The following is a 22394-nucleotide window of genomic DNA, read 5'->3' as shown; positions in this document are numbered from 1 at the left end:
GAGACCGCTCAGGAAGGGCAGCCGGGCCGATTTGAGAAACAGCAGCGCACGGCCTTGTGAGGCCGTGTGGCGATGAAGCGCGCCCATTTTCGACTTTGTTGGAGACCCGCATGTCAGTGGAAACCGGTCAGCGTCCGCCTTCGTCGGCGGACTCGGCACCGAGCGCGGTCCGCGTGATCCGGCGCGACGGCAGCGTGTCGCCGTTCGACGCCGGCAAGATCAGCGTGGCCCTCACCAAGGCCTTCCTCGCCGTGGAGGGCGGCGACGCGGCCGCTTCCTCGCGCGTGCACCACGTCGTCGCCGAGCTGACCGAGCAGGTCGAGGCTTCCCTGCTGCGCCACGCCGGCCCCGAGCCCGCCCTGCACATCGAGCAGATCCAGGACCTCGTCGAGCTCGCCCTGATGCGTGGTGAGCACCACAAGGTCGCCCGCGCCTACGTGCTCTACCGCGAGGAGCGGTCGAAGGCCCGCGAGGCCGCCACGCCGGCGCCCGCCGAGGCCGCGATCAGTGTCAAGGGCACCGACGGCTCGCTGCGCCCGCTCGACTGGGCCCGCGTGTCCCACGTGGTGGGCGAGGCCGTGGCCGGGCTCGAGGACGTGTCCGCCGAGCCGGTGCTGGCGGAGGCCAAGCGCAACCTCTACGACGGCATCAGCGCCGACGAGCTCGCCCTCGCGCAGATCATGGCCGCCCGCGTGCTCGTCGAGCAGGAGCCGAACTACTCGTACGTGAGTGCGCGGCTCCTGCTGGACAAGCTGCGCGGAGAGGCCCTGAGCTACCTCGCCGAGCGCCCGCGCCAGGCCAGCCAGGACGAGATGACCGCCGAGTACCCCGCGTACTTCCGCACCTACCTGCGCCGCGCGGTCGAGCTGGAGCTCGTCGACGGCGAGCTGCTCACGTTCGACCTCGACAAGATCACCGCGGCGCTGGCCGCCGAGCGCGACCTGGACTTCGGGTTCCTGGGCCTGCAGACCCTGTACGACCGGTACTTCCAGCACCACAACGGCACACGCTTCGAGCTGCCGCAGGCGTTCTTCATGCGCGTGGCCATGGGTCTGGCCATCCGCGAGGACGACCGCGAAGCCCGCGCGATCGAGTTCTACGAGCTGCTTTCGACGTTCCACTTCATGGCGAGCACGCCGACGCTGTTCAACTCGGGCACCACGCGCGCCCAGCTCTCCTCGTGCTTCCTGACCACTGTGGACGACGACCTGGACTCGATCTTCCAGGCGTACAAGAACAACGCGCTGCTGGCCAAGTACTCGGGCGGCCTCGGCAACGACTGGACCCCGGTCCGCGGCCTCGGCGCTCACATCAAGGGCACCAACGGCCAGTCGCAGGGTGTCGTGCCGTTCCTCAAGATCGCCAACGACACCGCCGTCGCCGTGAACCAGGGCGGCAAGCGCAAGGGCGCGGCGTGCGCGTACCTCGAAACCTGGCACGTGGACATCGAGGAGTTCCTCGACCTGCGCAAGAACACCGGTGACGACCGCCGCCGCACGCACGACATGAACACGGCCAACTGGGTGCCGGACGAGTTCCTGCGCCGCGTTGAAGCCGACGGGCAGTGGACCCTGTTCTCCCCCAACGAAACGCCGGACCTGCACGACCTCTACGGCAACGCGTTCGCCGAGCGCTACCGCGAGTACGAGGCCGCCGCCGACCGCGGCGAGATCAAGGTCTTCCGCCGCCTGCGCGCCGTCGACCTGTGGCGCCGCATGCTGACGATGCTGTTCGAGACCGGCCACCCGTGGATCACGTTCAAGGACCCGTGCAACCTGCGCTCGCCACAGCAGCACGTCGGCGTGGTGCACTCCTCGAACCTGTGCACCGAGATCACGCTGAACACCAACATCGACGAGGTCGCGGTCTGCAACCTCGGCTCGGTGAACCTGCTCAAGCACGTCACCCCCGAGGGCCTGGACACCAACCGCCTCGAGAAGACCGTGCGCACGGCCGTCCGCATGCTCGACAACGTGATCGACATCAACTTCTACACGATCCCGGAGGCGCGCCGCTCCAACCTGCGCCACCGCCCGGTGGGCCTGGGCATCATGGGCTACCAGGACGCGCTGTTCGAGCTCGGCCTGCCGTTCGCCTCGGAAGAGGCGGTGAAGTTCGCCGACGTGAGCATGGAGCACGTGTCCTACTACGCGATCTCGGCGTCGACCGACCTCGCCGAGGAGCGCGGCCAATACCAGACGTTCGAGGGTTCGCTGTGGAGCCGCGGCATCCTGCCGATCGACTCGATGCAGCTGCTGATCGACGCGCGCCAGGGCGACGCCCTCGCCGTCGACACCTCCACGACGCTGGACTGGGCGCCGCTGCGCGAGCGCGTGAAGACGGTCGGCATGCGCAACTCCAACGTGATGGCGATCGCGCCGACCGCGACGATCTCAAACATCTCCGGCGTCGGCCAGTCGATCGAGCCGCTGTTCCAGAACCTGTACGTGAAGTCGAACATGTCGGGCGACTTCACCGTGGTGAACCCGCACCTGGTCAAGAGCCTCAAGGCCCGCGGCCTGTGGGACGAGGTCATGGTCAGCGACCTGAAGTACTTCGACGGCAGCCTCGGCCAGATCGACCGCGTGCCGGACGACCTGAAGGCGCTCTACGCCACCGCGTTCGAGATCGAGTCGAAGTGGATCGTGGACGCCGGCTCGGTCCGGCAGAAGTGGATCGACCAGGCGCAGTCGCTGAATCTCTACATCGCGGCGCCGAGCGGGCGCAAGCTCGACGAGCTGTACCGCTACGCGTGGCACAAGGGCCTCAAGACCACGTACTACCTGCGCGCCCAGTCGGCGACGCACGTGGAGAAGAGCACCCTGCGCGGCACCGACGGCAAGCTGAACGCGGTCTCGGCCGCCCCGGCCGCCGCTCCGGCTCCGGCCGCGACGCCGGCTCCGGCTCCTTCGCCGGCACCGTTGCCCTCGCCGTCGGCCGCCGTGCCGGCGAGCCCCGCCGCGGCCGTGCCCGCCGCGGTCCCGGCCGCCAAGCCCGCCGAGCCGAAGGAGCTGCCGAAGGTCGACGACATCGACTTCGTCGCCACCGAAGGCGCCTCCTGCCGCATCGACGACCCCGACTGCGAAGCCTGCCAGTGACCTCCTCGTGAAGGGGTGCGGCCGGCGAGACCCGGCCGCACCCCTTCACGAGCCTTTTCTTGGAGCCTCTAGATGACCAACGTGGAGACCACGGACGCCACCGGCCTCGGCGCGATCGAGGTCGGCGCCGCCCGGATCAACGTCGACGACAAGCGCATGATCAATGCCCGCGCCGACGTGAACCAGCTGCTGCCCATGAAGTACCGCTGGGCGTGGGACAAGTACCTCGCCGCGTGCAACAACCACTGGATGCCGACCGAGGTCGCCATGCAGGCCGACATCGCGCTGTGGAAGTCGCCCGACGGCCTGACCGAGGACGAGCGCCAGATGCTCAAGCGCAACCTCGGCTTCTTCGCCACGGCGGAGTCCTTGGTGGCCAACAACATCGTGCTCGCGGTGTACCGCCAGATCACCAACCCCGAGTGCCGCCAGTACCTGCTGCGCCAGGCGTTCGAGGAGGCCGTGCACACGCACACCTTCCAGTACATCTGCGAAAGCCTCGGCCTGGTCGAGGGCGAGCTGTTCAACATGTACCGCGAGGTGCCGTCCATCTCCGAGAAGGACGCGTGGGCGCTGAAGTACACGCAGAACCTCGAGAACCCGGACTTCGAGACCGGCACGCCGGAGGCCGACCAGGCGTTCCTGCGCGACCTCGTGGCGTTCTACGTGATCTTCGAGGGCATGTGGTTCTACACCGGCTTCGCGCAGATCCTCTCGCTCGGCCGCCGCAACAAGATGGTCGGCATCGCCGAGCAGTACCAGTACATCCTGCGCGACGAGTCGATCCACCTGAACTTCGGCATCGACTGCATCAACCAGATCAAGATCGAGAACCCGCACCTGTGGACGGAAGAGTTCCAGGCGGAGATCCGGCAGATGCTGACCGACGCGTGCGAGCTGGAGGTCCGCTACGCGCGTGACACCATGCCGCGCGGCATGCTCGGCCTTTCGGCGCAGCTGTGCGAGCAGTACATGCACTTCATCACCGACCGGCGCGCCCAGCAGATCGGCCTCGCGCCGATCTTCGGGGAGACGGAGAACCCGTTCCCGTGGATGTCGGAGGCGATGGACCTGAAGAAGGAGAAGAACTTCTTCGAGACCCGCGTGATCGAGTACCAGTCCGGCGGCGCGCTGGACTGGGACTGATCGACTGCAGGACCGATCCCGGTCTCCGGGATCACAGCGGACGTCGTGCCACCCGGTGCCGCGACCCGCTAGGCTCGGCCACGCCACTGGTTCGCCAGGGCGTGGCCGGGCTTTTTTCGTGCGGCCGCACCCTGGCGAGGCAACAGGGAACCCGGTGTGAGTCCGGGACTGCCCCGCAGCGGTGAGTGGGAACGAAAGCCGTCACCACGATTTCGTGGTCAAGCACTGGGCGCGAGCCCGGGAAGCGACGGTGAGTAGGCGCGAGCTCGGCGCCCACGAGTCCGAAGACCTGCCCGTGGTACGTGCGCCGACGGCGTGCGTGAGTCCGGGCCCCGTGGGAGCAGGCCTGACCGAAGACGCGGTTCTCGCGTGCCCGGGCTCGCCTCGAACGAGCTCGCGAGGAGAGAGCCTGTGACCACCATCGGCACCACGATCCTGGGGTACCCGCGCATCGGGCCGGCCCGGGAACTGAAGCGCGCCCTGGAACGCTACTGGGCGGGCACCACCGGCGAGGCGGAACTGCTCGCCACCGGCCGCGAACTGCGCGGGCGGACCTGGTCGCGGCTGCGCGAAGCCGGCCTGGAATCGGTCCCCTCGAACACGTTTTCCCACTACGACCAGGTGCTCGACACCGCCGAGCTGTTCGGCGCGCTGCCGGAGCGCTTCACCCGCCTCGGCCTCTCGCCGCTCGATACGTACTTCGCGGCCGCGCGCGGCGTGCAGGACGAGCCGGCGCTCGAGATGACGAAGTGGTTCGACACCAACTACCACTACCTCGTGCCCGAACTGGGTCCCGACTCGCGCTTCGCGTTGTCGGGCACGAAGCCGCTCGACGAGGTGCGCGAGGCCCGGGAGCTGGGCATCGAGACGCGACCGGTGCTCGTCGGCCCGGTCACGTTCCTGTTGCTGGCCAAGGCGACGCGGCCGGGGTTCGAGCCGCTGGAGCTGCTCGACGAGCTCCTGCCCGCGTACGCGGCGCTGCTGTGCGCGCTGAAGGCCGAGGGCGTCGAGTGGGTGCAGCTCGACGAGCCGGCGTTCGCCGGCGACCGCACCACGAAGGAACTCAACGCGCTGACCCGCGCGTACCACGTGCTGGCCAAGACCGAAGACCGGCCGAAGCTGCTCGTCGCCGGGTACTTCGGCGGGCTCGGTCGCGGGCTGGGAGTGCTGGCCCGCTCCCCCATCGACGCGCTGGCCGTGGACCTCGTCACCGACGAGTCCTTTGTGGACTCCGTGGCGGAGGAAGGCGCCTTGCGCGACAACGAGGTGCTCGCCGGTGTCGTCGACGGGCGCAACGTGTGGCGCACGGACCCGGACCGTGCGCTCGAACGTGCCGCCCGGCTGGCCGGCACCGCGCGGCACGTGAGCGTGTCGACGTCGTGCTCGCTGCTGCACGTGCCGCACGACGTCGAGGCCGAGAACCTCGACCCACGGCTGAAGAGCTGGCTCGCGTTCGCCGATCAGAAGGTCGCCGAGGTCGTACTGCTCGGGCGGGCGCTGCGCGGCGATCAGGTGGACCTGTCTGCCGAGCGCGCGGCCGTCGAAGACCGCGCGACGAACCCGGTGGACGCGGCCGTGCGCGAGCGCCTGGCGGCGCTGAAGCCCGAGGACGCCGTGCGTGCGCCGTATGAGCAACGGGCGGCCCTGCAACAGGAATCCCTCGGCCTGCCGCCGTTGCCGACCACCACGATCGGCTCGTTCCCGCAGACCACCGACGTCCGCAAGGCGCGCGCCGCGTACCGCGCGGGCACGCTCGAGGAAGCCGCGTACGTGGCCGAGATGCACGCCGAGATCGACCGCGTGGTGCGGCTGCAGGAGGAGCTGGGCCTCGACGTGCTCGTGCACGGCGAGCCCGAGCGCAACGACATGGTGCAGTACTTCGCCGAGCAGCTCGCCGGGTTCGCCTCGACCGAGCACGGCTGGGTGCAGTCCTACGGCTCGCGCTGCGTCCGCCCGCCGATCCTCCACGGCGACGTCTCGCGGCCGCGGCCGATGACCGTGCCGTGGGCGCGGTACGCGCAGAGCCGCACGGACAAGCCGATCAAGGGCATGCTCACCGGCCCGGTCACGATCCTCGCGTGGTCGTTCGTGCGCGACGACCAGCCGCTCGCCGACACCGCGCTGCACGTCGCGTTCGCGATCCGCGACGAGGTGGCCGACCTCGAAGCCGCGGGCGTGCGCGTGATCCAGGTCGACGAGCCGGCGCTGCGGGAGCTGCTGCCGCTGCGCGCGGCCGGGCACTCGGCCTACTTCGACTGGGCGGTGCGCGCGTTCCGCGTCGCGACGGCCGGCGTCGCCGAAGGAACCCAGATCCACACGCACATGTGCTACTCGGAGTTCGGGGAGGTCCTCTCCGCGATCGACGGCCTCGACGCCGACGTGACCAGCATCGAAGCCGCGCGCTCGAAGATGGAGGTGCTCGCCGACCTCGCGGCCGGCGGGTTCGCGCGCGGCGTCGGGCCGGGCGTCTACGACATCCACTCACCGCGCGTGCCCGGCGTCGACGAGGTCGCGGACCTGCTGCGCACGGCGGCCGCCGCCGTGCCGGCCCGGCGGCTGTGGGTGAACCCCGACTGCGGCCTCAAGACCCGCTGCTACGCCGAGGTGGAGCCCGCGTTGCGCCACCTCGTCGCGGCGGCCCGCCAGGTCCGCGCCGAGCAGGACTGAACAAACCGCGGCGACGGTGCCGGGCGGCGCGAACCACTGCCCGGCACCGGCGCTGCGTCAAGGACCACCCGGATGGAGCCCGCCGAAGGTATTGTCATTCGGTCAACAGCGCGGCACGGTGGAGGTCGACCGGGGTTCCGCCAGTGAAGGCAGGTCGCGATGACGAGCGCAGTCGGCAAGGTCGGCAGGGTCGCCGAGAGCCTGCGTGAGCGCGTGCCCACGCTCACGTCGATGCCGCTGCCCCGCACGGTCGACCAGCGCTGGCAGGCGGCCACCTACCCCGTGCGCGAGCTCGCGCCGCCGCCCGCGGGCAGCGGCCTCAAGCCGGTGCTCGGCGACGACGGGCCGCCGGTCGTGGGCCACGCGCTGGAGATGATGCGGTTCGGCCTGGACTTCAGCTTCAGCCGCTACGAGAAGTACGGCCCCGTCTCGTGGATGGGCGGCTTCGGCCGCCGGATCGTGTCGCTGTCCGGCCCCGAGGCCACGCAGATCGCCCTGGTGAACAAGGACAAGGCGTTCTCGCAGGAGGGCTGGAAGTTCTTCATCGAGAAGTTCTTCGACCGCGGCCTCATGCTGCTCGACTTCGGCGAGCACCACCTGCACCGGCGGATCATGCAGAGCGCGTTCACGCGCGAGCGGCTCGTCGGTTACGTCGGGCAGATGGGCCCGGCCCTGCGCGCCGGCGTCCAGGCGTGGCCCGGCGGCACGCGGCCCCGGCTGTACTGGTCGCTCAAGCAGCTCACGCTGGACGTGGCCACGCGCGTGTTCATGGACATGCGCTCACCCGACGACGCGATGCGGATCAACCGCGCGTTCGTGAACACGGTGCGCGCGGGCACGGCGCTCGTGCGCTACCCCGTGCCCGGCGGCCGCTGGTCCGCGGGCCTGCGCGGCCGGCGGCTGCTGGAGCGCTACTTCGGCGAGAGACCCTGCCGGAAAAGCGCCGCGCGGGCGGCGACGACCTGTTCGCCGCCCTCTGCACCGCCACCACCGAGGACGGCGACCGGTTCACCGACGCGGACATCGTGAACCACATGATCTTCCTGATGATGGCGGCGCACGACACCACCACGATCACCAGCAGCGCCATGGCCTACTACCTGGCCAAGCACCCGGAGTGGCAGGAACGCGCCCGCGCGGAGTCGCTCGCGCTGGGCGACGACGTGCCGGACATCGAGGCGCTGGAAAGCCTCGAGACGCTCGACCTCGTGATGAAGGAGTCGCTGCGGCTGCGGGCACCGGTGCCGTCGATGGCCCGCAAGACCACGAAGGACACCGAGGTCCTCGGTCACTTCATCCCGGAAGGCACGCTCGTCGGCGTCTCGCCGACGCTGAACCACTTCACCCCCGAGTGTTGGACCGACCCGATGCGCTTCGACCCCGAGCGGTTCGCCGAGCCGCGGCGCGAGGACAAGTCGCACCGGTTCGCGTGGATGCCCTTCGGCGGCGGGGCGCACAAGTGCATCGGGCTGCACTTCGGCAGCCTCGAGGTCAAGGCGCTGATGCACGAGATGCTGCGGACTTTCCGCTGGTCGGTACTCCAGGACTACACCGCGCGCTGGGACTACGTGTCGTTGCCGGTCCCCGCCGACGGACTGCCGGTGCGTCTCGAATATCGTTGATGGTCATTGCGGGAGGCGGGGAGCCGACTGTGCCGGGACCAACGGAAAATCGGACGAACCGGAAAAACACGTTCGAGCACTCAAGGTGACATCATGTCACCATTTGTGTAGGAGTCATCACTCGTTCAGCCGGTAGACACCCCGTTTCGCGCGTGATGCCGTGGCATCACTCACGGCCAGCTCATACCTAGTGTGGGTCCATGAACCTTCACGCCGGGTCTGAGCTGGCTTTAGTCCGCGCATGAAGAGGTGGAGTGTGCCTGAGCCTGGTGCCGCGCCAGGGTTGGTCGACGTCGCGCGCAAGTTCGCGACGACGCTGACCGACACGAAAGGAGTAACGCTTCCGCCCGCGGAACTGGAACGTCTCCTGCTGTCCTTCGCCCAGGAGGTCGCCGACGTCGCGACGCCCGCGTACGAAGGCGCCGTCCTGCGCTTCACCACGCTCTTTTCCACCGCCCCGATCGGGATCGCGCTCGCCGACCCGTCCGGCGTGATCATGGAGGCCAACGCCGCGCTGGCCAAGCTGCTCAGCTCGACCCAGAGCCGCCTCCACGGCAAGCACCTCGCCGACCTGGCCGCGACCGACCACGACGCCACCCGCATCCGCGCCTGCCTCGAGCGCCTGGCCACCACGGAGATCGGCCGCCTCACCGAACGCGGCGTGCACCTCGACCACAGCCAGGACGGCAGCATCACCACCAACGTCACGCTCGCGCGGCTACCCGGAGACCGGCAGGACACGCACTTCCCCGTGCTGATGGCCGCCGACACCGACGACCTGCACCTGCTCGGCGAGCGCCTGCTGCACCAGAACGTGCACGACGCGCTCACGGGCCTGCCCAACTCCCAGGCGTTCGCCAACCGCGTCGAGGCCGCGCTCGGCTCGCCCGGCGGCGAAGAGATCGCGCTGGTCTACCTCGACATCGACGGCTTCAAGGTGATCAACGACGGCCTCGGCGCCGGCGTGGGCGACCAGGTGCTCAAGGAGGTCGCGAGCAAGCTGTCGACGACCTTCACCGGGCACCACGACGGCTACGTCGCCCGCCTGTCCGGCGACGGGTTCGGCGTGCTGATGCGCGGCGCCGACCTCAAGACCCAGCACGTGGTGAGCCTCGTCGAGCGTGCGCTCGAAGACCTCAACGAGGCCGTGTACCTCGGCGGCCACGGGATCGGGGTGAGCGCCAGCGCCGGCATCGTCGTGGGCGGGTGCCCCGGCGGCGGGCACACCGAGCTGCGGCGGGCCGCGGAGCTCGCGCTGCACCGGGCCAAGGAGCGCGGCAAGGCGCGGTGGACGCTGTTCGACCCGGCAGAGGACGAGCGCGACCGCAGCCGCTACCAGCTCGGCGCGGTGATCGCCGGCGCGCTGGAGAACGGCGAGTTCTCCCTCGTCTACCAGCCGACCGTGAAGCTCGCGAAGCCCGACGAGATCGCGGCCGTGAACGCCGGCCTGCGGTGGAACCACCCGGACAAGGGCGAGCTCGACTCCGAGGACTTCTACCCGCTGGCGCAGACCACCGGCATGACGGTGCCGCTCGGCAAGTGGCTGCTCGCCGAGTCGCTCGCCGCCACCGCCCGCTGGCGGACGCGCTTCGGTGAGGCCACGCCCGACGTCTGCATCCGGCTGCCGCAACGGCTCGCGAGCGACGACGACCTCGTGTTGCTGGTCAAGGAGCAGCTCGACCGCCACAACCTTCCGGCGAAGGCGCTGCGCCTGTGCGTCGACCGGCAGTCGATGTTCGACGACAACGAAGAGGTGTACGACTCGTTCACGGTGCTGGCCGACCTCGGCGCGCAGCTCGTGCTCACGATCTCGGGCTCGGCCGACCTCGAGCTGATCCCGCGCTTCGACCTGCCCGTGCGGCACGTGATCCTCAGCGGCCCGGTCGTCGACGCCCTGGCCGACTCCCCCACCGAAGCCGACGTCCGGCACCTGAGCCAGCTCGTGGAGCGCGGCAAGGAGCTCAAGCTGCGCATCGGCGCCGAAGGGGTGCGAAGCACCGAGCACGCGGCTCGCCTGCGCCAGCTCGGCGTGCTCGCGGCGCGCGGTGCGTTCGTCGCCGATTCGGCCACGGGCGACGAGGTGGACGAGATGATCGAGCGCCACGCCGGCTGACCGATCCACCTGCGGTGCAGGTCCGAACACCGGGGAGGATCATGGTTCGCGGACCCCACCCGAAAGGACCCCGATGGACACCGGCGACCTCGCGCCCGACTTCACCCTCTCCGACGACCAGGGCAAGGACCGCACACTGTCGGACTTCCTGACGGCCGGCCCGGTCGTGCTGTTCTTCTACCCCGCCGCCATGACGAGCGGCTGCACCGCCGAGAGCTGTCACTTCCGCGACCTGGCGGCCGAGTTCGCCGAGGTGGGCGCCCAGCGCGTGGGCATCAGCCCGGACGCCGTGGCGAAGCAGCGGGAGTTCTCCGCCGCCAACGGGTTCGACTACCCGCTGCTGTCCGATGTGGACGGCGTCGTGGCGAAGCAGTTCGGCACGTGGCGCAAGTTCATCCCGCTGCACACCAAGCGCACCACCTTCGTCATCGACACCGACCGGCGCGTGCTCGACGTGATCAAGAGCGAGCTGAACTTCACCGCCCACGCGGACCGCGCGTTGAAGGTGCTGCGCGAGCGCAAGAACGCCTCCTGACGCTTTCCCTTGCCAGGTAAGGGATTCGCCGGTCAGCTCGGCCGCTGGATCCGCCACACGAAGTCGTTGCCCGAGCAGGCCGGGGCCAGCGCGTCGGAGGCGGCTTCCTTGTGGTGCAAGGTGAAACCCAGCCGGGCCGGGATCGCACCGCTCTTGGTGTTCAGCTCGTCGTGGAGGATGTCGACGTGGGGCGCGCCCAGGCGCCAGGCCTCGGCGATGAGCAGGGCCGTCGCGCGCGTGGCCAGGCCGCGGCCGGTGCACGACTTCGCCAGCCAGTAGCCGATCTCGCGGCCGTCGTCGCGGCGCATCAGCCCGCAGCCGCCGGCGAGGGTGCCGTCGGCGGTGTGGATGCCGTACTCCTGGGCCTCCCCGGACGCCCAGCGTTCGGCCGTGCTCGTGAGGAACTCCGTACCCTCAGCCGGGCCGTAGCCGTCGGTGGCCCAGACGAGCCACGCGCCGATGTGCTCGCGCGAGGCCGAGACCGTGTCCACGAGCACGCCGAGGTCTTCGGCGCGCCAGCGGTTGAGGGTGACCACGCCGTCGGTGAGGGTGTCCATGTCCTCATGGTGGCACCGGAACACCACGGTGGCATCGAAATAACGCGGGGCCCGCCGTTTCCGGCAGGCCCCGCGGTCCGGTGCTCGTGAGCTAGTTGACGACGGCGGTGGGCGGCACCGTGGTGTCGTTCTTCAGCGCATCGAACAACTGCGCCGACTTCGTCTTGTCCCAGTGCTGGGCCGAGCCGTCGGTGACCGGCACCGTGCCGGTGAGCACGCCGTTGGACGAGATGCCGCGCATCGCGATCGCCAGGCCGGCCAGGTTGTGCACGTGGTCGCCCGAGTCCATCGTCAGCGCGTCGGGCGCCGAGGACAGCAGCGGGAAGAAGTCGAACGGGTTCAGCAAGGTCCCCGGGCTCGCGATCTGGCTCACGAGGGCACCGATGAACTTGCGCTGGTTGGCCACGCGGTCGAGGTCCGAGCGCGGGGTCGCGCTGCTGTGGCGCATGCGGACGAACCCGAGCGCGGACCGGCCGTCGAGCGTCTGGCAGCCGGCCTTGATGTCGATGTTGGTGAAGGTGTCGTGCATCTCCTTGTCCACGCACATGTCCACGCCGCCGATCGCGTCGACGATGTTCGCGAAGCCGCCGAAGCCGATCTCCGCGTAGTGGTCCATGCGCAGGCCGGTGACACCTTCCACGGTCTTGACCAGCAGCGCCGGGCCGCCGAGCGAGAACGCGGCGTTGATCTTGTTCGTGCCGTGGCCCGGGATCTTCACCTGGGAGTCGCGCGGCAGGCTCAGCAGCGTCGGCTTGGTGTCGTTGTCCGGGATGTGCGCGATCATGATCGTGTCGGTGCGCTGCCCGCCGCCGGCCGCCGCGACGTCACCGGTCGCCAGGCGTTCCTCGTCCGCGGCCGACAGCCCGTCGCGGCTGTCGGAACCGACGATCAGCCAGTTGGTGCCCGACGCGGCCGCGGGACGGCCGTCGTAGTCGGCCAGCGCGTCGACGCGCTTGATCGAGAACTCCAGGTACGCCCAGATCCCGCCGATGAACACGACGAAGATCAGCACCAGCGTCATCAGGACCTTGCCGAAGCTCCACCGGCGGCGCCGGCGCGGAGCCGGCCCGGGCGGCGGGGCCTGACGCGGCGGCGCCTGCCGGGGCGGCGCGGGCGGGGGTACGGGAGCCTCGCCGCGCGAACCCAGGGGTCTGGTGCGCTCGTCATACGGACTGCTGCTCACTCCTGGCAGCGGCATCATCTGCGCCCGCTGATGCTGCCGCGGGCGTGCGGCGGGCTGCGGTGGCCTGGGCGGCATGCGCCGCCGGCCGTCGTCGCCTCCGTACGTCATCGGTCGATCACCCGTTCCCCGAATCCGGCACAACTCGTGCGGCCCAGTGAACCGCACGTCCTCGAACAAAGGACGTGCGGCACCGGGTGCAGGTTCATCGGTGAGGGAACGGCCTGGTCAGCGGGGGTCGGCGAACCCGAACTGGTGCACCTTGATGTGCCCGGAGCGGAACCCGGCCTCCGAATACGCGAGGTAGAACTCCCACATGCGGTGGAACACGTCGTCGAAGCCGAAGCCGCGGATGTCGTCCCAGCGCTGGTGGAACCGCTCGCCCCACAGCTTGAGCGTGCGGGCGTAGTCCTGGCCGAACTCGCGCATCCCGGCCAGCTTGAGGCGGGTGTTGTCGCGCATGCCGTCCTCGATGGCCTGCACCGACGGGATGATGCCGCCCGGGAAGATGTACTTGTGGATCCAGGTGTACGACCGGGCCGCCGCCAGCATCCGGTCGTGGTCCATCGTGATGGCCTGCAGGCCGAAGCGCCCGCCCGGGCGCAGCCGCTTGCCGATGGTGGCGAAGAACGTGGGCCAGTAGGACTGCCCGACGGCCTCGATCATCTCCACGCTGACCACGGAGTCGTACTGGCCGGTGGCGTTGCGGTAGTCGCACAGCTGCACGTCGACGCGGTCGGACAGGCCCGCCTCGGCGATGCGCGCGTCGGCGAGGGTCTTCTGCTCCTGCGAGATGGTCAGCGACGTCACCTTCGCGCCCCGCGAGGCCGCGCGGATCGACAGCTCGCCCCAGCCGGTGCCGATCTCGAGCACCTCGCTGCCCTCGCGCACGCCCGCGTAGTCCAGCACGCTGTCGAGCTTGCGGTGCTGGGCCTGCGTCAGGCTGTCGCCCGGGCCGAACAGCGCCGAGGAGTACATCATCGACTCGTCGAGGAACGCGCTGAACAGGTCGTTGGACAGGTCGTAGTGCCGGTGGATGTTCGACCGCGACCCCTCGATCGTGTTCTCCTCCGCCGCCGGCTGCACCCGCTCGGCGAGCCGGCGGAAGCGCTGCAGGAACGGCGGCACGATCGTGGCCAGCTTCTCCGCGAACGGCGTGAGCACGCCCGCGAGGTCCTCGGCGGTCCAGTCCCCCACCATGTACGACTCGCCGAACCCGATCTTCGCGTCGGCGCCGAGCCGGTGGAAGAACGCCGAGGGCCGCAGGATGCGCATCTCGGGCGCCTCCGGCCCGCCGGCCCCCAGAACAGTGCCGTCCGGGAAGGTGACCCGCAGGTCGAGGTTCTTCACGGCACGGCGGAAGAGCGCCTCCGCGGCCCGCGCGCGAAGCGGCGAGTGCGGCGGCGTGGCCAGCCCCGGCCACCGGGTTTCCTCGGGCACCGGCTGCGAGGCGGGCCCCGCCGCCCGGTCAACACTTGAGGTGGACAAGACACTCCCTCCGGAATGGGCCCATCGGCCCACATCTGATGGTATTCCCGGCACACGCCACCTGCGCTGCGCGGTTGTCGCCGGATCCGGTCACACGGGGATGCGCAGCCGCTCGTCCGCGGGCCGGGTCCACGCCTGCCGGAGAGTCTCGTCGGTCTCGCCCGCGTCGATCGCTTCCAGTGTGAAAGCACACATCAGCCTGGTCCAGACCGCCGGGCGCTTGATCATCGCGTGCCCTTCGCCGGTGACCTCGAAGCGCGCGAGGCGCTTGGCGAGCTCCCGCGCGCGCTCGGCGAAAGCGTGGGAATCACGCGGTGAGGTGATCCGGTCACGCGTGCCGTGCAGCATCACCACGGAGCGGCCCGAGACGGCGTCCACCGGCTCCCCGGGCGGCGTCCACGGCGCGAGCGCGCACACGCCCACCACGGCGGGGTCGTCGGCCACGCGCAGCACCACGCGTCCGCCCATCGAGTGCCCGACGAGCACGACGGGCAGGCCCGGGTGCTCGGCGTGGATGCGCTCCAGCGCCCAGCGGGCGTCGTCCACCGGGTCTTCCGCGGGCGCGTTCCAGCCGTAGCGGCGGTTGCGCACCAAGCGCACCTCCAGGCCCGCCGTGCGGCCCGCGCGGTGCAGGGCGCGGGCCAGCGGCACCATGCGCAGGTACGCCAGCCGCCACGGCCCCACGGCCGCGGTGCCGTGCTCGGCGCCGCCGTGCAGCACCAGCGCCACCGCCCTCGTCCGCCCGTGCGCGCGCCGCACCGAAACGACGGGTACTCCGTCCACGTGCCGCCTCCCAGTCACCGGTACGCCCGGATGATCAGCTCTCACGCTAATCCACCACGAAGCGTGTCCAAGCGATACATTCGGCGCCCGACCCCGCGACGAAGGGCAGGTGTGGTGAGCGCCACGGAAATCTGGAAGAGCACCTCGGACAAGCTCGCGGCCGCGCAGCAGGCCAACGCCGAAGCGCTGACGGCGGCGGCCGACCTCGTGCTTGGGGTGATCCGGTCCGACGCCCTCGTGTTCACCGCCGGTGCCGGGCACTCGCTCGCCGCGGTCGCCGAGACGTTCTACCGCGCGGGCGGCCTCGCCTGCGTCTACCCGCTGTACCACCCGGAGCTGCTGCCCCTGCACGGCGCGCAGCACAGCACGAAGACCGAGCGCCGCAGCGGGCTGGCCGAAGAGGTGCTGGCCGAGCGCGCGCCGGGCCCCGACGACGTGCTCGTGGTGTTCTCGACCTCCGGCGTGAACCCGTACCCGGTGGAGCTGGCCGCCGGTGCCCGCCGCCGGGGCGCGGCGGTGATCGCCGTGACGTCGCGCGCGTGCGTGGCCGCGGCGCCGCGCCGGTCGGCGACAACGCTGGTCGAGGAGGGCACGGTGGTGCTCGACTCGCTCGTGGTCCCCGGCGACGCGAGCCACCCGGCGGCCGCACCGCGCACCGCACCACTGTCCACTGTGGTCAACGCATTCCTGTGGAACCTGATCCTGGCGGAGGTCTACGACCGCGGCACGGCCGAGGGCATCGACGTCCCGCTGTGGCGAAGCTCCAATGTGGAGGGTGGCGACGAGGCCAACACGGCCCTGCTCGCCAAGTACGGCCCGCGCGTGCCGGCCCTGCGGTAGCCCGTCGGCGAACCATCGGCACTTCCGGCGAAAAAGGACCGGGTCCGGCAGGTCTTGACGGGCCCGATCCGCGCTTCTAGCTTCGGCGTACCGACCAGTCGGTGTCGAGTGGAGGCGGGCCAGCGTGGACGATGAGACGGCCGTGCCCCTGCACGGCACCTGCGCGCCCGGGTTCGAGGCGGTGCAGGACGCGTTCGTCGAGAACATTTCCGAGCGCGACGAGCTCGGCGCGGCCTTCGCGGTGACCCACCGCGGCGAGGTCGTGGTGGATCTCTGGGCCGGCTGGGCGGACCCGGGCCGCACCACACCGTGGCGGCCGGACACGCTGACCAACGTCTGGTCCACGACCAAGGGCATGACGGCGATCTGCGCGCACCAGCTGGCCGACGCCGGCGAGCTCGACCTCGACGCCCCCGTGGCGCGCTACTGGCCCGAGTTCGCCGCGGCGGGCAAGCAGGACATCCCGGTGCGCTGGCTGCTCTCGCACCGCTCCGGCGTCGTCGGCATCGGCCTGGCGCGCCCCGTGAAGGTCGAGGAGCTCTACGACTGGGACCACATCACGGGGCTGCTGGCCGCGCAGGAACCGCTGTTCCCGCCCGGCTCGGCCGGCGGTTACCACGCGCTGTCCTACGGCTTCCTCGTCGGCGAGGTCGTGCGCCGCGTGGCCGGGCAGGGCATCGACGCATTCTTCGCCGAGCACGTGGCCGGTCCCCTGGACGCGGATTTCTCCCTCGGGGTCGGGGAAGCCGACCTCGGGCGCTGCTCGACGCTCGCGGAGCCGGTGCTCACGCCGGAGCTGACCACGGCGCTGACCGAGGCGTTCGCGAACGCCGGACCGGTCGCGCTCGCCGCCATGGCCAACCCGCGCGTGGAAGGCCACCACGCCAACGATCCCGCGTGGCGGCGGGCCGTGATGCCGGCCCTCAACGGCCACGGCACGGCCAAGGCGCTCGCGGTCATCTACGGCGCCCTGGCCGACGGCTCCGAACGCCTGATCTCGGCCGGCGCGCTCGCGCGGGCCCGCGAAGGACAGGGCGCCTCGGTCGACCTCGTCGCCGGCGTGCCCAACGAGTGGGCGCTCGGCTTCTACCTCGGCAGCGACGCGCGCGGCTTCGGCCCCAACCCGGCCGCGTTCGGCCACGACGGGCTCGGCGGCTCGTCCGGCGGCGCCGACCCGGAAGCCGGCATCGGCTTCGGTTATGTAATGAACCGCATGGGCCCGCTGCTGCGTGACGATCCGCGCAAGATGGCGCTCGTCAACGCGACCTTCGCCTGCCTCGAAAACTGAGCGAAGGGCGCCTCGGGTCTTCCTCGAGACGCCCTTCACGGCGCGTCAGGCGACCGCGGACGGCTCCTCGTCGAACTGCGTGTGGTGCAGCTCGGCGTAGCGGCCGCCGAGGGCGAGCAGCTCTTCGTGCGTGCCGCGCTCGACGATCCGGCCGTCCTCGACGACCAGGATCAGGTCGGCGGCGCGGACGGTGGAGAGCCGGTGCGCGATCACGAGCGCCGTGCGGCCTTCGAGCGCGCCCGTGAGGGCTTCGCCGACCGCGGCCTCCGACTCGGAGTCCAGGTGCGCCGTGGCTTCGTCCAGCACCACGACCTTCGGCTGCGCCAGCAGCAGCCGCGCGATGGTGAGGCGCTGGCGCTCGCCGCCGGAGAGGCGGTAGCCGCGTTCGCCCACGGTCGTGTCGAGGCCGTCGGGCAGCGAATGCACCAGGTGGCTCAGGCGAGCCTGCTCCAGCGCGGCCCAGATCTCGTCGTCGGTCACGCCCGGGCTGGCGTAGGCGAGGTTGGCGCGGATGGTGTCGTGGAACAGGTGCCCGTCCTGCGTCACCACGCCCACCGTGGCGCGCAGCGTCGCGAAGTCCAGATCCCGGACGTCCACATCGGACAGCCGGACCGCACCGCCGTCCACGTCGTAAAGGCGCGGCAGCAGCGACGCGATGGTCGACTTGCCGGCACCCGAGGACCCGACCAGCGCCACCATCTGGCCCGGTTCGGCGCGGAAGCTGATGCCGTGCAGCACCTCTTCACCCCCGCGGCTGTCCAGAGTGGCCACGTCTTCCAGCGACGCCAGCGAGAACCGGTCGGCCGCCGGGTACCCGAAGCGCACGTCGTCGAACTCCACGGCCACGCCGCCCGCGGGCAGCGCCTTCGGCTGCTCGGGTTCCTTGATCATCGGGTCGAGGTCGAGCACCTCGAAGACCCGCTCGAACGACACCAGCGCGGTCATCACGTCCACGCGGACGTTGGCCAGCGCCGTGAGCGGCGCGTAGAGCCGGGTCAGCAGCAGCGCCAGCGCCACCACGGTGCCGGGCGCGATCTGGCCGGTGAAGGCGAGGTAGCCGCCGAGGCCGTAGACCAGCGCCTGCGCGAGCGCCGACACGAGCGTGAGGCTGGTCATGAACCAGCGGGTGAGCATCGCCGTGCGCACGCCGATGTCCCGCACGCGCCCCGCACGGTCGCTGAACTCGCCGACTTCCTGGCGCGGACGGCCGAACAGCTTCACGAGCGTGGCGCCCGGCGCCGAGAACCGCTCGGTCATCTGCGTGGTCATGCCGGCGTTGAGCTGCGCCGACTCGCGCTGCAGCCCGGCCATCCGGCGGCCCAGCCGGCGCGCCGGCAGCACGAAGATCGGCAGCAGCACCAGCGCGAAGAGCGTGACCTGCCACGACAGCGTCACCATGACCGCGAGCGAGAGCACGAGCTGGATCACGTTGGTGACCAGACCCGACAGCGTCGCGGTGAACGTGCGCTGGGCGCCGATCACGTCGTTGTTGAGCCGGCTGACCAGCGCGCCGGTGCGGGTGCGCGTGAAGAACGCGATGGGCAGCTTCTGCACGTGGGCGAACACGGCGACGCGCAGGTCGAGGATGATCCCCTCGCCGATGCGCGCCGACTGCCACCTCTCCGCCAGCCCCAGCCCGGCGTCGAGGATGGCCAGCACCGCGATCACCACGGCCAGCCAGATGATCAGCGGCAGGTCGTGGCCGCCGACGACCGCGTCGACGACCTTGCCCGCCAGCACGGGCGTGGTCACCGCGAGCACGGCGGAGACCACGGTGAGCACGAGGAATACGAGCAGCCGCGTCCAGTGCGGGCGGGCGAAGCGCGCGACCCGTTTCACGGTGCCGCGCGTCAGCGCCCTCGGCGTGTCGGCCCCGCGCATCACGGAGCCGAGCAACGCCCACGAGTTGTCCATGTGGAGCCTTTCCCCCGATCGACAAAACTTCTATATTACTTGAGCTTTTTTCGTGAGATGCCCAGCACAACGCCGGTTCGTCCCGAGTTCTTCCCCGTGCCGTCACCCGTGGCGTTCACCGGTGGTGAACAACCGCCCACAGCACCTCCCGCAGCGCGTCGGCCTCGCGCCCGGCCAGCGGGCCCAGCAGCCGCCGTTCGGCCTCCTCCGACGCCTCGGTGGCCGCCTTCAGCACGCGCAGCCCCTCCTCCGTCGGCGTCACGATCCGGCGGCGGCGATCGGCCGGATCGACGTGGCGCCGCACGAGCGCCTTGTCCTCCAGTTCGTCGACGAGCTGCACCATGGTCGTCCGGTCCACGCCGAGCCGCGCGGCCGCCTCCTGCTGCGACTGCGGCTCACCGTCGGCCAGCAGCGCGAGCACGGCAACCTGCCGCCCGGTCACCCCGTGGGGCGCGAGCAGCGGCTCCTGCAGCTCGGCCAGCCGCAGCTGCGCGTGCTTGAGCAGATAACCGAGCCGGCGCGTCACGACGGCCGGCGTTTCGGGGGCACTCGACATGCAGCGCATCCTAGCCCTACGCTGATCATCAGTTGTGCTGACGATTTATTCCCCTGACGATCAGGAGTCCTTGCATGGTGACCTTCGGGCTGAAACCCGCGCAGCAGTTCACGGACGTCGCGACGCTGCGCGAGATCTGGGCGATCGCCGACGACGCGCGGTTCGACGGCCTCTGGACCTTCGACCACTTCGCCCCCATGGGCCCGGTCCGCACCGGCGCCGTCTTCGAGGCCTGGACCCTGCTCGCCGCCATGGCCGAGGCCACGCGGCACGTGCGAATCGGCTGCCTGGTGTCGGGCAACACCAACCGGCACCCGGCCGTACTGGCGAAGATGGCCGCGACTGTCGACCACCTCTCCGGCGGCCGGCTCGACGTGGGCCTCGGCGCGGGTGGCGACGAGCTCGCCGACACGATGCTCGGCCTGCCGACCCCACCGGCGCGCGAACGCGTCGAGCGGCTCGCCGAGGCCTGCGCCGTCCTCGATCTCCTGTGGACGCGCCCGGTCGCCGACTTCAGTGGCAGCCACTACTCGCTCACGGCCGCGACGAGCGACCCGAAACCGGTGCAGACGCCGAAGCCGCCGCTGTGGCTCGGGAGCAACGGCGAACGCCGTGGCCTGCGGGTCGTCGCCGAGCACGCCGACGTGTGGCTCAACGCGAGCCTGCCGGGCACTCCCGTCGAGGAGCTCACGCGGCTGTCGGGCGTGCTCGACCGGCACTGCGCGGCCCTCGGCCGCGACCCGGCGACGGTGCGCCGGGCCGTGCAGTTCCGGCTCTCGGCCCAGGACGACGACACGCTGCGCGAAGCCCGGACCTACCTCGACGCCGGGTTCACCGACCTCGTCCTCATGCTCCCCTCCGCCGGCGACACCCTGGGCCGCGCGAAGCAGGCGGCCGCGCTGCTCCCGCGGTTGCGCGAACTGGGCCGAACGGGCGAGGACGGGTGATCCGGACGCCCTCGGTAGCCTGACGCGACGGGGACGGCCAGGTTCGTGAGGGGGAAGCGGTGCAGCTGCTGATGGCGCCGGCCCGGACCGGCGTGGACCGGGCGGTCCGCGTGCTGACCTGGGACCTGGTGTTCTACCTGGGCTGCTTCGCCTTCGCGTTGATCAGCGCGATCGTGTCCGAGTTCTACGGCTACCGCGTCTGGGGCAACTTCGCGACGGCCGCGTACGGCTTCGCCGCGGCCCACAGCGGGTGGCTGCTCGTGTCTGCGCGGCTCGGGCGCACGCCTCGCGGCCGGCTCGGCTCGCGGTGGTGTTCGATCGCGGTGATCGGGTTGTTGGCGATGATCATCCCGCTCGTGGTGCTCGTGATTCGCCGACTGACGGGCGTCGACTGGCTCGTCACGCCGGTCTCGTGGGCCGCGCAGCCCGAGGTGTGGGTGATCGAGCGCAGCGCGAGCCTGCTGCTCCAGCACGGCACGCCGTACGTCGACGTGACCGCTCTCGGGCGCGCTCCCGAGGTGAACGACTACACGCCCTACGGACCCGTGATGACGGTGTTCGGTCTTCCGCGCGCGTTGTTCGGGGGAACACCGTTCACCAATGCGCTCACCGATGCCCGGTGGATGTTCGCGCTTTGTGCGTCTCTCTGTGTGATCGGCTCACTACGAATGCTGAAATGGCCGCGAATTCCGGTTCTTTCGGCACAATTGGCAATCGCGTGCCCACTCACCGCATTGACTTGGGCCGTCGCCGGTCCCGATCTCGCCATTGTGGGACTGCTCGTGCTCGCCTGCGCACTCGCTGCAACCGGCCGCGCGGGCTGGTCGGGATTCGTGCTGGCACTCGTGATCAGCGCGAAGCTCATCGTCGCGCCGGCCGCGGCCGTGCTCGCGGTCTTCGTGTTGTGCCGTACGCACAACGGAAATTCACGCGACCGCAGAGCACTCGCGTGGTTCGTGACCACTTTGGTCAGTGCGACCGTGGTGCTGCACCTGCCGGTGTACCTGGTCGACCCGGACGCGTTCGTGGAGCACGTGATCCGGTTCCCGCTCGGGATGGGCGTGGTGCGCTCCCCCGCGGCAAGCCCGCTTCCGGGCCACCTGATCGCGGAAACCGGATCGGCGGGCCGCGTGATCTCACTCGTCCTGGTGGCGGCCGCAGCAGTGGCGATGCTGGTGTGGCTGGTGCGCCGTCCCCCCGCGACGGGATCCGCCGCGCTCTTGCGGATCGCCGTCGGGCTCGGCGCGTTGGTCCTGCTCACCCCGGCAACCCGCTACGGCTACCTGGTTTATCCGTTGGTGCTGCTCGGAGGAGTGCTGACGTTCCGAGCGGCCGAACAGGGACTGCGCCCCCCGCGCAGTCGGCCTGGTACTGCTACTTCTTCTTGACCCGCGTGGCCCCGCCGCGCCCCCGCAGCTGGACCCCGGACTCAGAGAGAACACGGTGCACGAACCCGTAGGAACGCCCCGTGGACTCAGCGAGGGCCCGGATGCTCGAGCCCTTCTCGTATTTCTTCTTCAGGTCAGCGGCCAGCTTGTCGCGCGTGTTGCCGGTGATCCGCGCGCCTTTCTTGAGATCAGCCACGTCGATCGCCTTCCCGCCGAGTGGAGTTCTGGGCCATTTGACGGCCCCTGCCGGGGCAATGATCGAACACGAAGCC

16 protein-coding genes, 1 pseudogene and 1 riboswitch are annotated in these 22394 nt (G+C 70.5%); of the genes and pseudogenes, 10 read left to right on the top strand and 7 right to left on the bottom strand.

The genetic code is table 11. The annotated features are described in order from the left end of the window. The first annotated feature begins 110 nt into the window (after positions 1-110). The 6 genes and pseudogenes from ACQPXB_RS15235 to ACQPXB_RS15210 all read left to right on the top strand — a co-directional run bounded on the left by ACQPXB_RS15235 (position 111) and on the right by ACQPXB_RS15210 (position 11181). On the top strand, positions 111-3098 hold the full coding sequence (locus ACQPXB_RS15235) for a ribonucleoside-diphosphate reductase subunit alpha (RefSeq protein ID WP_432852412.1): 2988 nt from the start codon (positions 111-113) through the stop codon (positions 3096-3098). Between the two features lie 72 nt (positions 3099-3170). Further along, positions 3171-4244, top strand: a complete 1074-nt coding sequence (locus tag ACQPXB_RS15230; RefSeq protein ID WP_364047795.1) for a ribonucleotide-diphosphate reductase subunit beta — start codon at positions 3171-3173, stop codon at positions 4242-4244. A gap of 108 nt (positions 4245-4352) precedes the next feature. Then, positions 4353-4555: riboswitch (cobalamin riboswitch) on the top strand. Positions 4556-4655: 100 nt separating this feature from the next. After that, positions 4656-6911 carry a 5-methyltetrahydropteroyltriglutamate--homocysteine S-methyltransferase gene (metE, locus tag ACQPXB_RS15225; protein WP_432852408.1) on the top strand — a complete coding sequence of 752 codons (2256 nt, stop codon included), beginning with the start codon at positions 4656-4658 and terminating at the stop codon, positions 6909-6911. Positions 6912-7070: 159 nt separating this feature from the next. Next, positions 7071-8533 (top strand): annotated as a pseudogene (locus tag ACQPXB_RS15220) (cytochrome P450). Between the two features lie 256 nt (positions 8534-8789). Then, on the top strand, positions 8790-10646 hold the full coding sequence (locus tag ACQPXB_RS15215; protein WP_432852405.1) for an EAL domain-containing protein: 1857 nt from the start codon (positions 8790-8792) through the stop codon (positions 10644-10646). 73 nt (positions 10647-10719) lie between these two features. Further along, positions 10720-11181, top strand: coding sequence for a peroxiredoxin (locus tag ACQPXB_RS15210; RefSeq protein WP_432852402.1), 462 nt, complete (start codon positions 10720-10722; stop codon positions 11179-11181). A 32-nt stretch (positions 11182-11213) separates the two neighbouring features. Here the strand turns inward: ACQPXB_RS15210 and ACQPXB_RS15205 are convergent, their stop codons facing one another. The 4 genes from ACQPXB_RS15205 to ACQPXB_RS15190 all read right to left on the bottom strand — a co-directional run bounded on the left by ACQPXB_RS15205 (position 11214) and on the right by ACQPXB_RS15190 (position 15189). Beyond that, the gene (locus ACQPXB_RS15205) at positions 11214-11738 is read right to left on the bottom strand and encodes a GNAT family N-acetyltransferase (RefSeq protein WP_432852400.1); all 525 of its coding nucleotides are present in this window, start codon (positions 11736-11738) and stop codon (positions 11214-11216) included. A 91-nt stretch (positions 11739-11829) separates the two neighbouring features. After that, positions 11830-13029, bottom strand: a complete 1200-nt coding sequence (locus tag ACQPXB_RS15200) for an LCP family protein (protein ID WP_432852397.1) — start codon at positions 13027-13029, stop codon at positions 11830-11832. 117 nt (positions 13030-13146) lie between these two features. Beyond that, entirely contained in the window at positions 13147-14406 is a 1260-nt protein-coding gene (locus ACQPXB_RS15195; RefSeq protein ID WP_366583329.1) for a cyclopropane-fatty-acyl-phospholipid synthase family protein, read from the bottom strand. Between the two features lie 90 nt (positions 14407-14496). Continuing rightward, entirely contained in the window at positions 14497-15189 is a 693-nt protein-coding gene (locus ACQPXB_RS15190; protein ID WP_366583328.1) for an alpha/beta hydrolase, read from the bottom strand. 111 nt (positions 15190-15300) lie between these two features. Between ACQPXB_RS15190 and ACQPXB_RS15185 the strand changes: the two genes are divergently transcribed. Together ACQPXB_RS15185 and ACQPXB_RS15180 are read left to right on the top strand one after the other, a co-directional pair. Then, a complete protein-coding gene (locus ACQPXB_RS15185; RefSeq protein ID WP_366583327.1) occupies positions 15301-16029 on the top strand; it encodes a sugar isomerase domain-containing protein in 729 nt (242 codons plus the stop codon). Between the two features lie 124 nt (positions 16030-16153). Then, entirely contained in the window at positions 16154-17317 is a 1164-nt protein-coding gene (locus tag ACQPXB_RS15180; protein WP_432852392.1) for a serine hydrolase domain-containing protein, read from the top strand. 45 nt (positions 17318-17362) lie between these two features. Here the strand turns inward: ACQPXB_RS15180 and ACQPXB_RS15175 are convergent, their stop codons facing one another. Together ACQPXB_RS15175 and ACQPXB_RS15170 are read right to left on the bottom strand one after the other, a co-directional pair. Further along, positions 17363-19231, bottom strand: a complete 1869-nt coding sequence (locus tag ACQPXB_RS15175) for an ABC transporter ATP-binding protein (protein ID WP_432852389.1) — start codon at positions 19229-19231, stop codon at positions 17363-17365. A gap of 115 nt (positions 19232-19346) precedes the next feature. After that, complete coding sequence (locus ACQPXB_RS15170; RefSeq protein ID WP_386951543.1) at positions 19347-19787, bottom strand: MarR family winged helix-turn-helix transcriptional regulator; 441 nt, start codon at positions 19785-19787, stop codon at positions 19347-19349. 74 nt (positions 19788-19861) lie between these two features. Here ACQPXB_RS15170 and ACQPXB_RS15165 point away from each other — a divergent pair, with 74 nt between their 5' ends. Continuing rightward, complete coding sequence (locus tag ACQPXB_RS15165) at positions 19862-20734, top strand: LLM class flavin-dependent oxidoreductase (RefSeq protein ID WP_432852386.1); 873 nt, start codon at positions 19862-19864, stop codon at positions 20732-20734. Between the two features lie 71 nt (positions 20735-20805). Further along, positions 20806-22122, top strand: a complete 1317-nt coding sequence (locus ACQPXB_RS15160; protein WP_366583346.1) for a glycosyltransferase 87 family protein — start codon at positions 20806-20808, stop codon at positions 22120-22122. Here ACQPXB_RS15160 and ACQPXB_RS15155 read toward each other — a convergent pair. After that, the gene (locus tag ACQPXB_RS15155) at positions 22109-22318 is read right to left on the bottom strand and encodes a helix-turn-helix domain-containing protein (protein WP_003071237.1); all 210 of its coding nucleotides are present in this window, start codon (positions 22316-22318) and stop codon (positions 22109-22111) included. The genes ACQPXB_RS15160 and ACQPXB_RS15155 overlap by 14 nt on opposite strands. Between the last annotated feature and the right edge of the window lie 76 nt (positions 22319-22394).

The organism is Amycolatopsis sp. CA-161197 (assembly GCF_050942255.1).
Classification (GTDB): Bacteria; Actinomycetota; Actinomycetes; order Mycobacteriales; family Pseudonocardiaceae; genus Amycolatopsis.
Note: the sequence above shows the minus strand (reverse complement) of the source record. Positions and strands in the feature narration are given on the sequence as shown.

Coding starts and splice junctions, on each gene's coding strand:
- ACQPXB_RS15235 (WP_432852412.1), top strand. CDS start 111: ATGTCAGTGGAAACCGGTCAGCGTCCGCCTTCGTCGGCGGACTCGGCA.
- ACQPXB_RS15230 (WP_364047795.1), top strand. CDS start 3,171: ATGACCAACGTGGAGACCACGGACGCCACCGGCCTCGGCGCGATCGAG.
- ACQPXB_RS15210 (WP_432852402.1), top strand. CDS start 10,720: ATGGACACCGGCGACCTCGCGCCCGACTTCACCCTCTCCGACGACCAG.
- ACQPXB_RS15205 (WP_432852400.1), bottom strand. CDS start 11,738: ATGGACACCCTCACCGACGGCGTGGTCACCCTCAACCGCTGGCGCGCC.
- ACQPXB_RS15200 (WP_432852397.1), bottom strand. CDS start 13,029: ATGACGTACGGAGGCGACGACGGCCGGCGGCGCATGCCGCCCAGGCCA.
- ACQPXB_RS15175 (WP_432852389.1), bottom strand. CDS start 19,231: ATGGACAACTCGTGGGCGTTGCTCGGCTCCGTGATGCGCGGGGCCGAC.
- ACQPXB_RS15170 (WP_386951543.1), bottom strand. CDS start 19,787: ATGTCGAGTGCCCCCGAAACGCCGGCCGTCGTGACGCGCCGGCTCGGT.
- ACQPXB_RS15165 (WP_432852386.1), top strand. CDS start 19,862: ATGGTGACCTTCGGGCTGAAACCCGCGCAGCAGTTCACGGACGTCGCG.
- ACQPXB_RS15160 (WP_366583346.1), top strand. CDS start 20,806: ATGGCGCCGGCCCGGACCGGCGTGGACCGGGCGGTCCGCGTGCTGACC.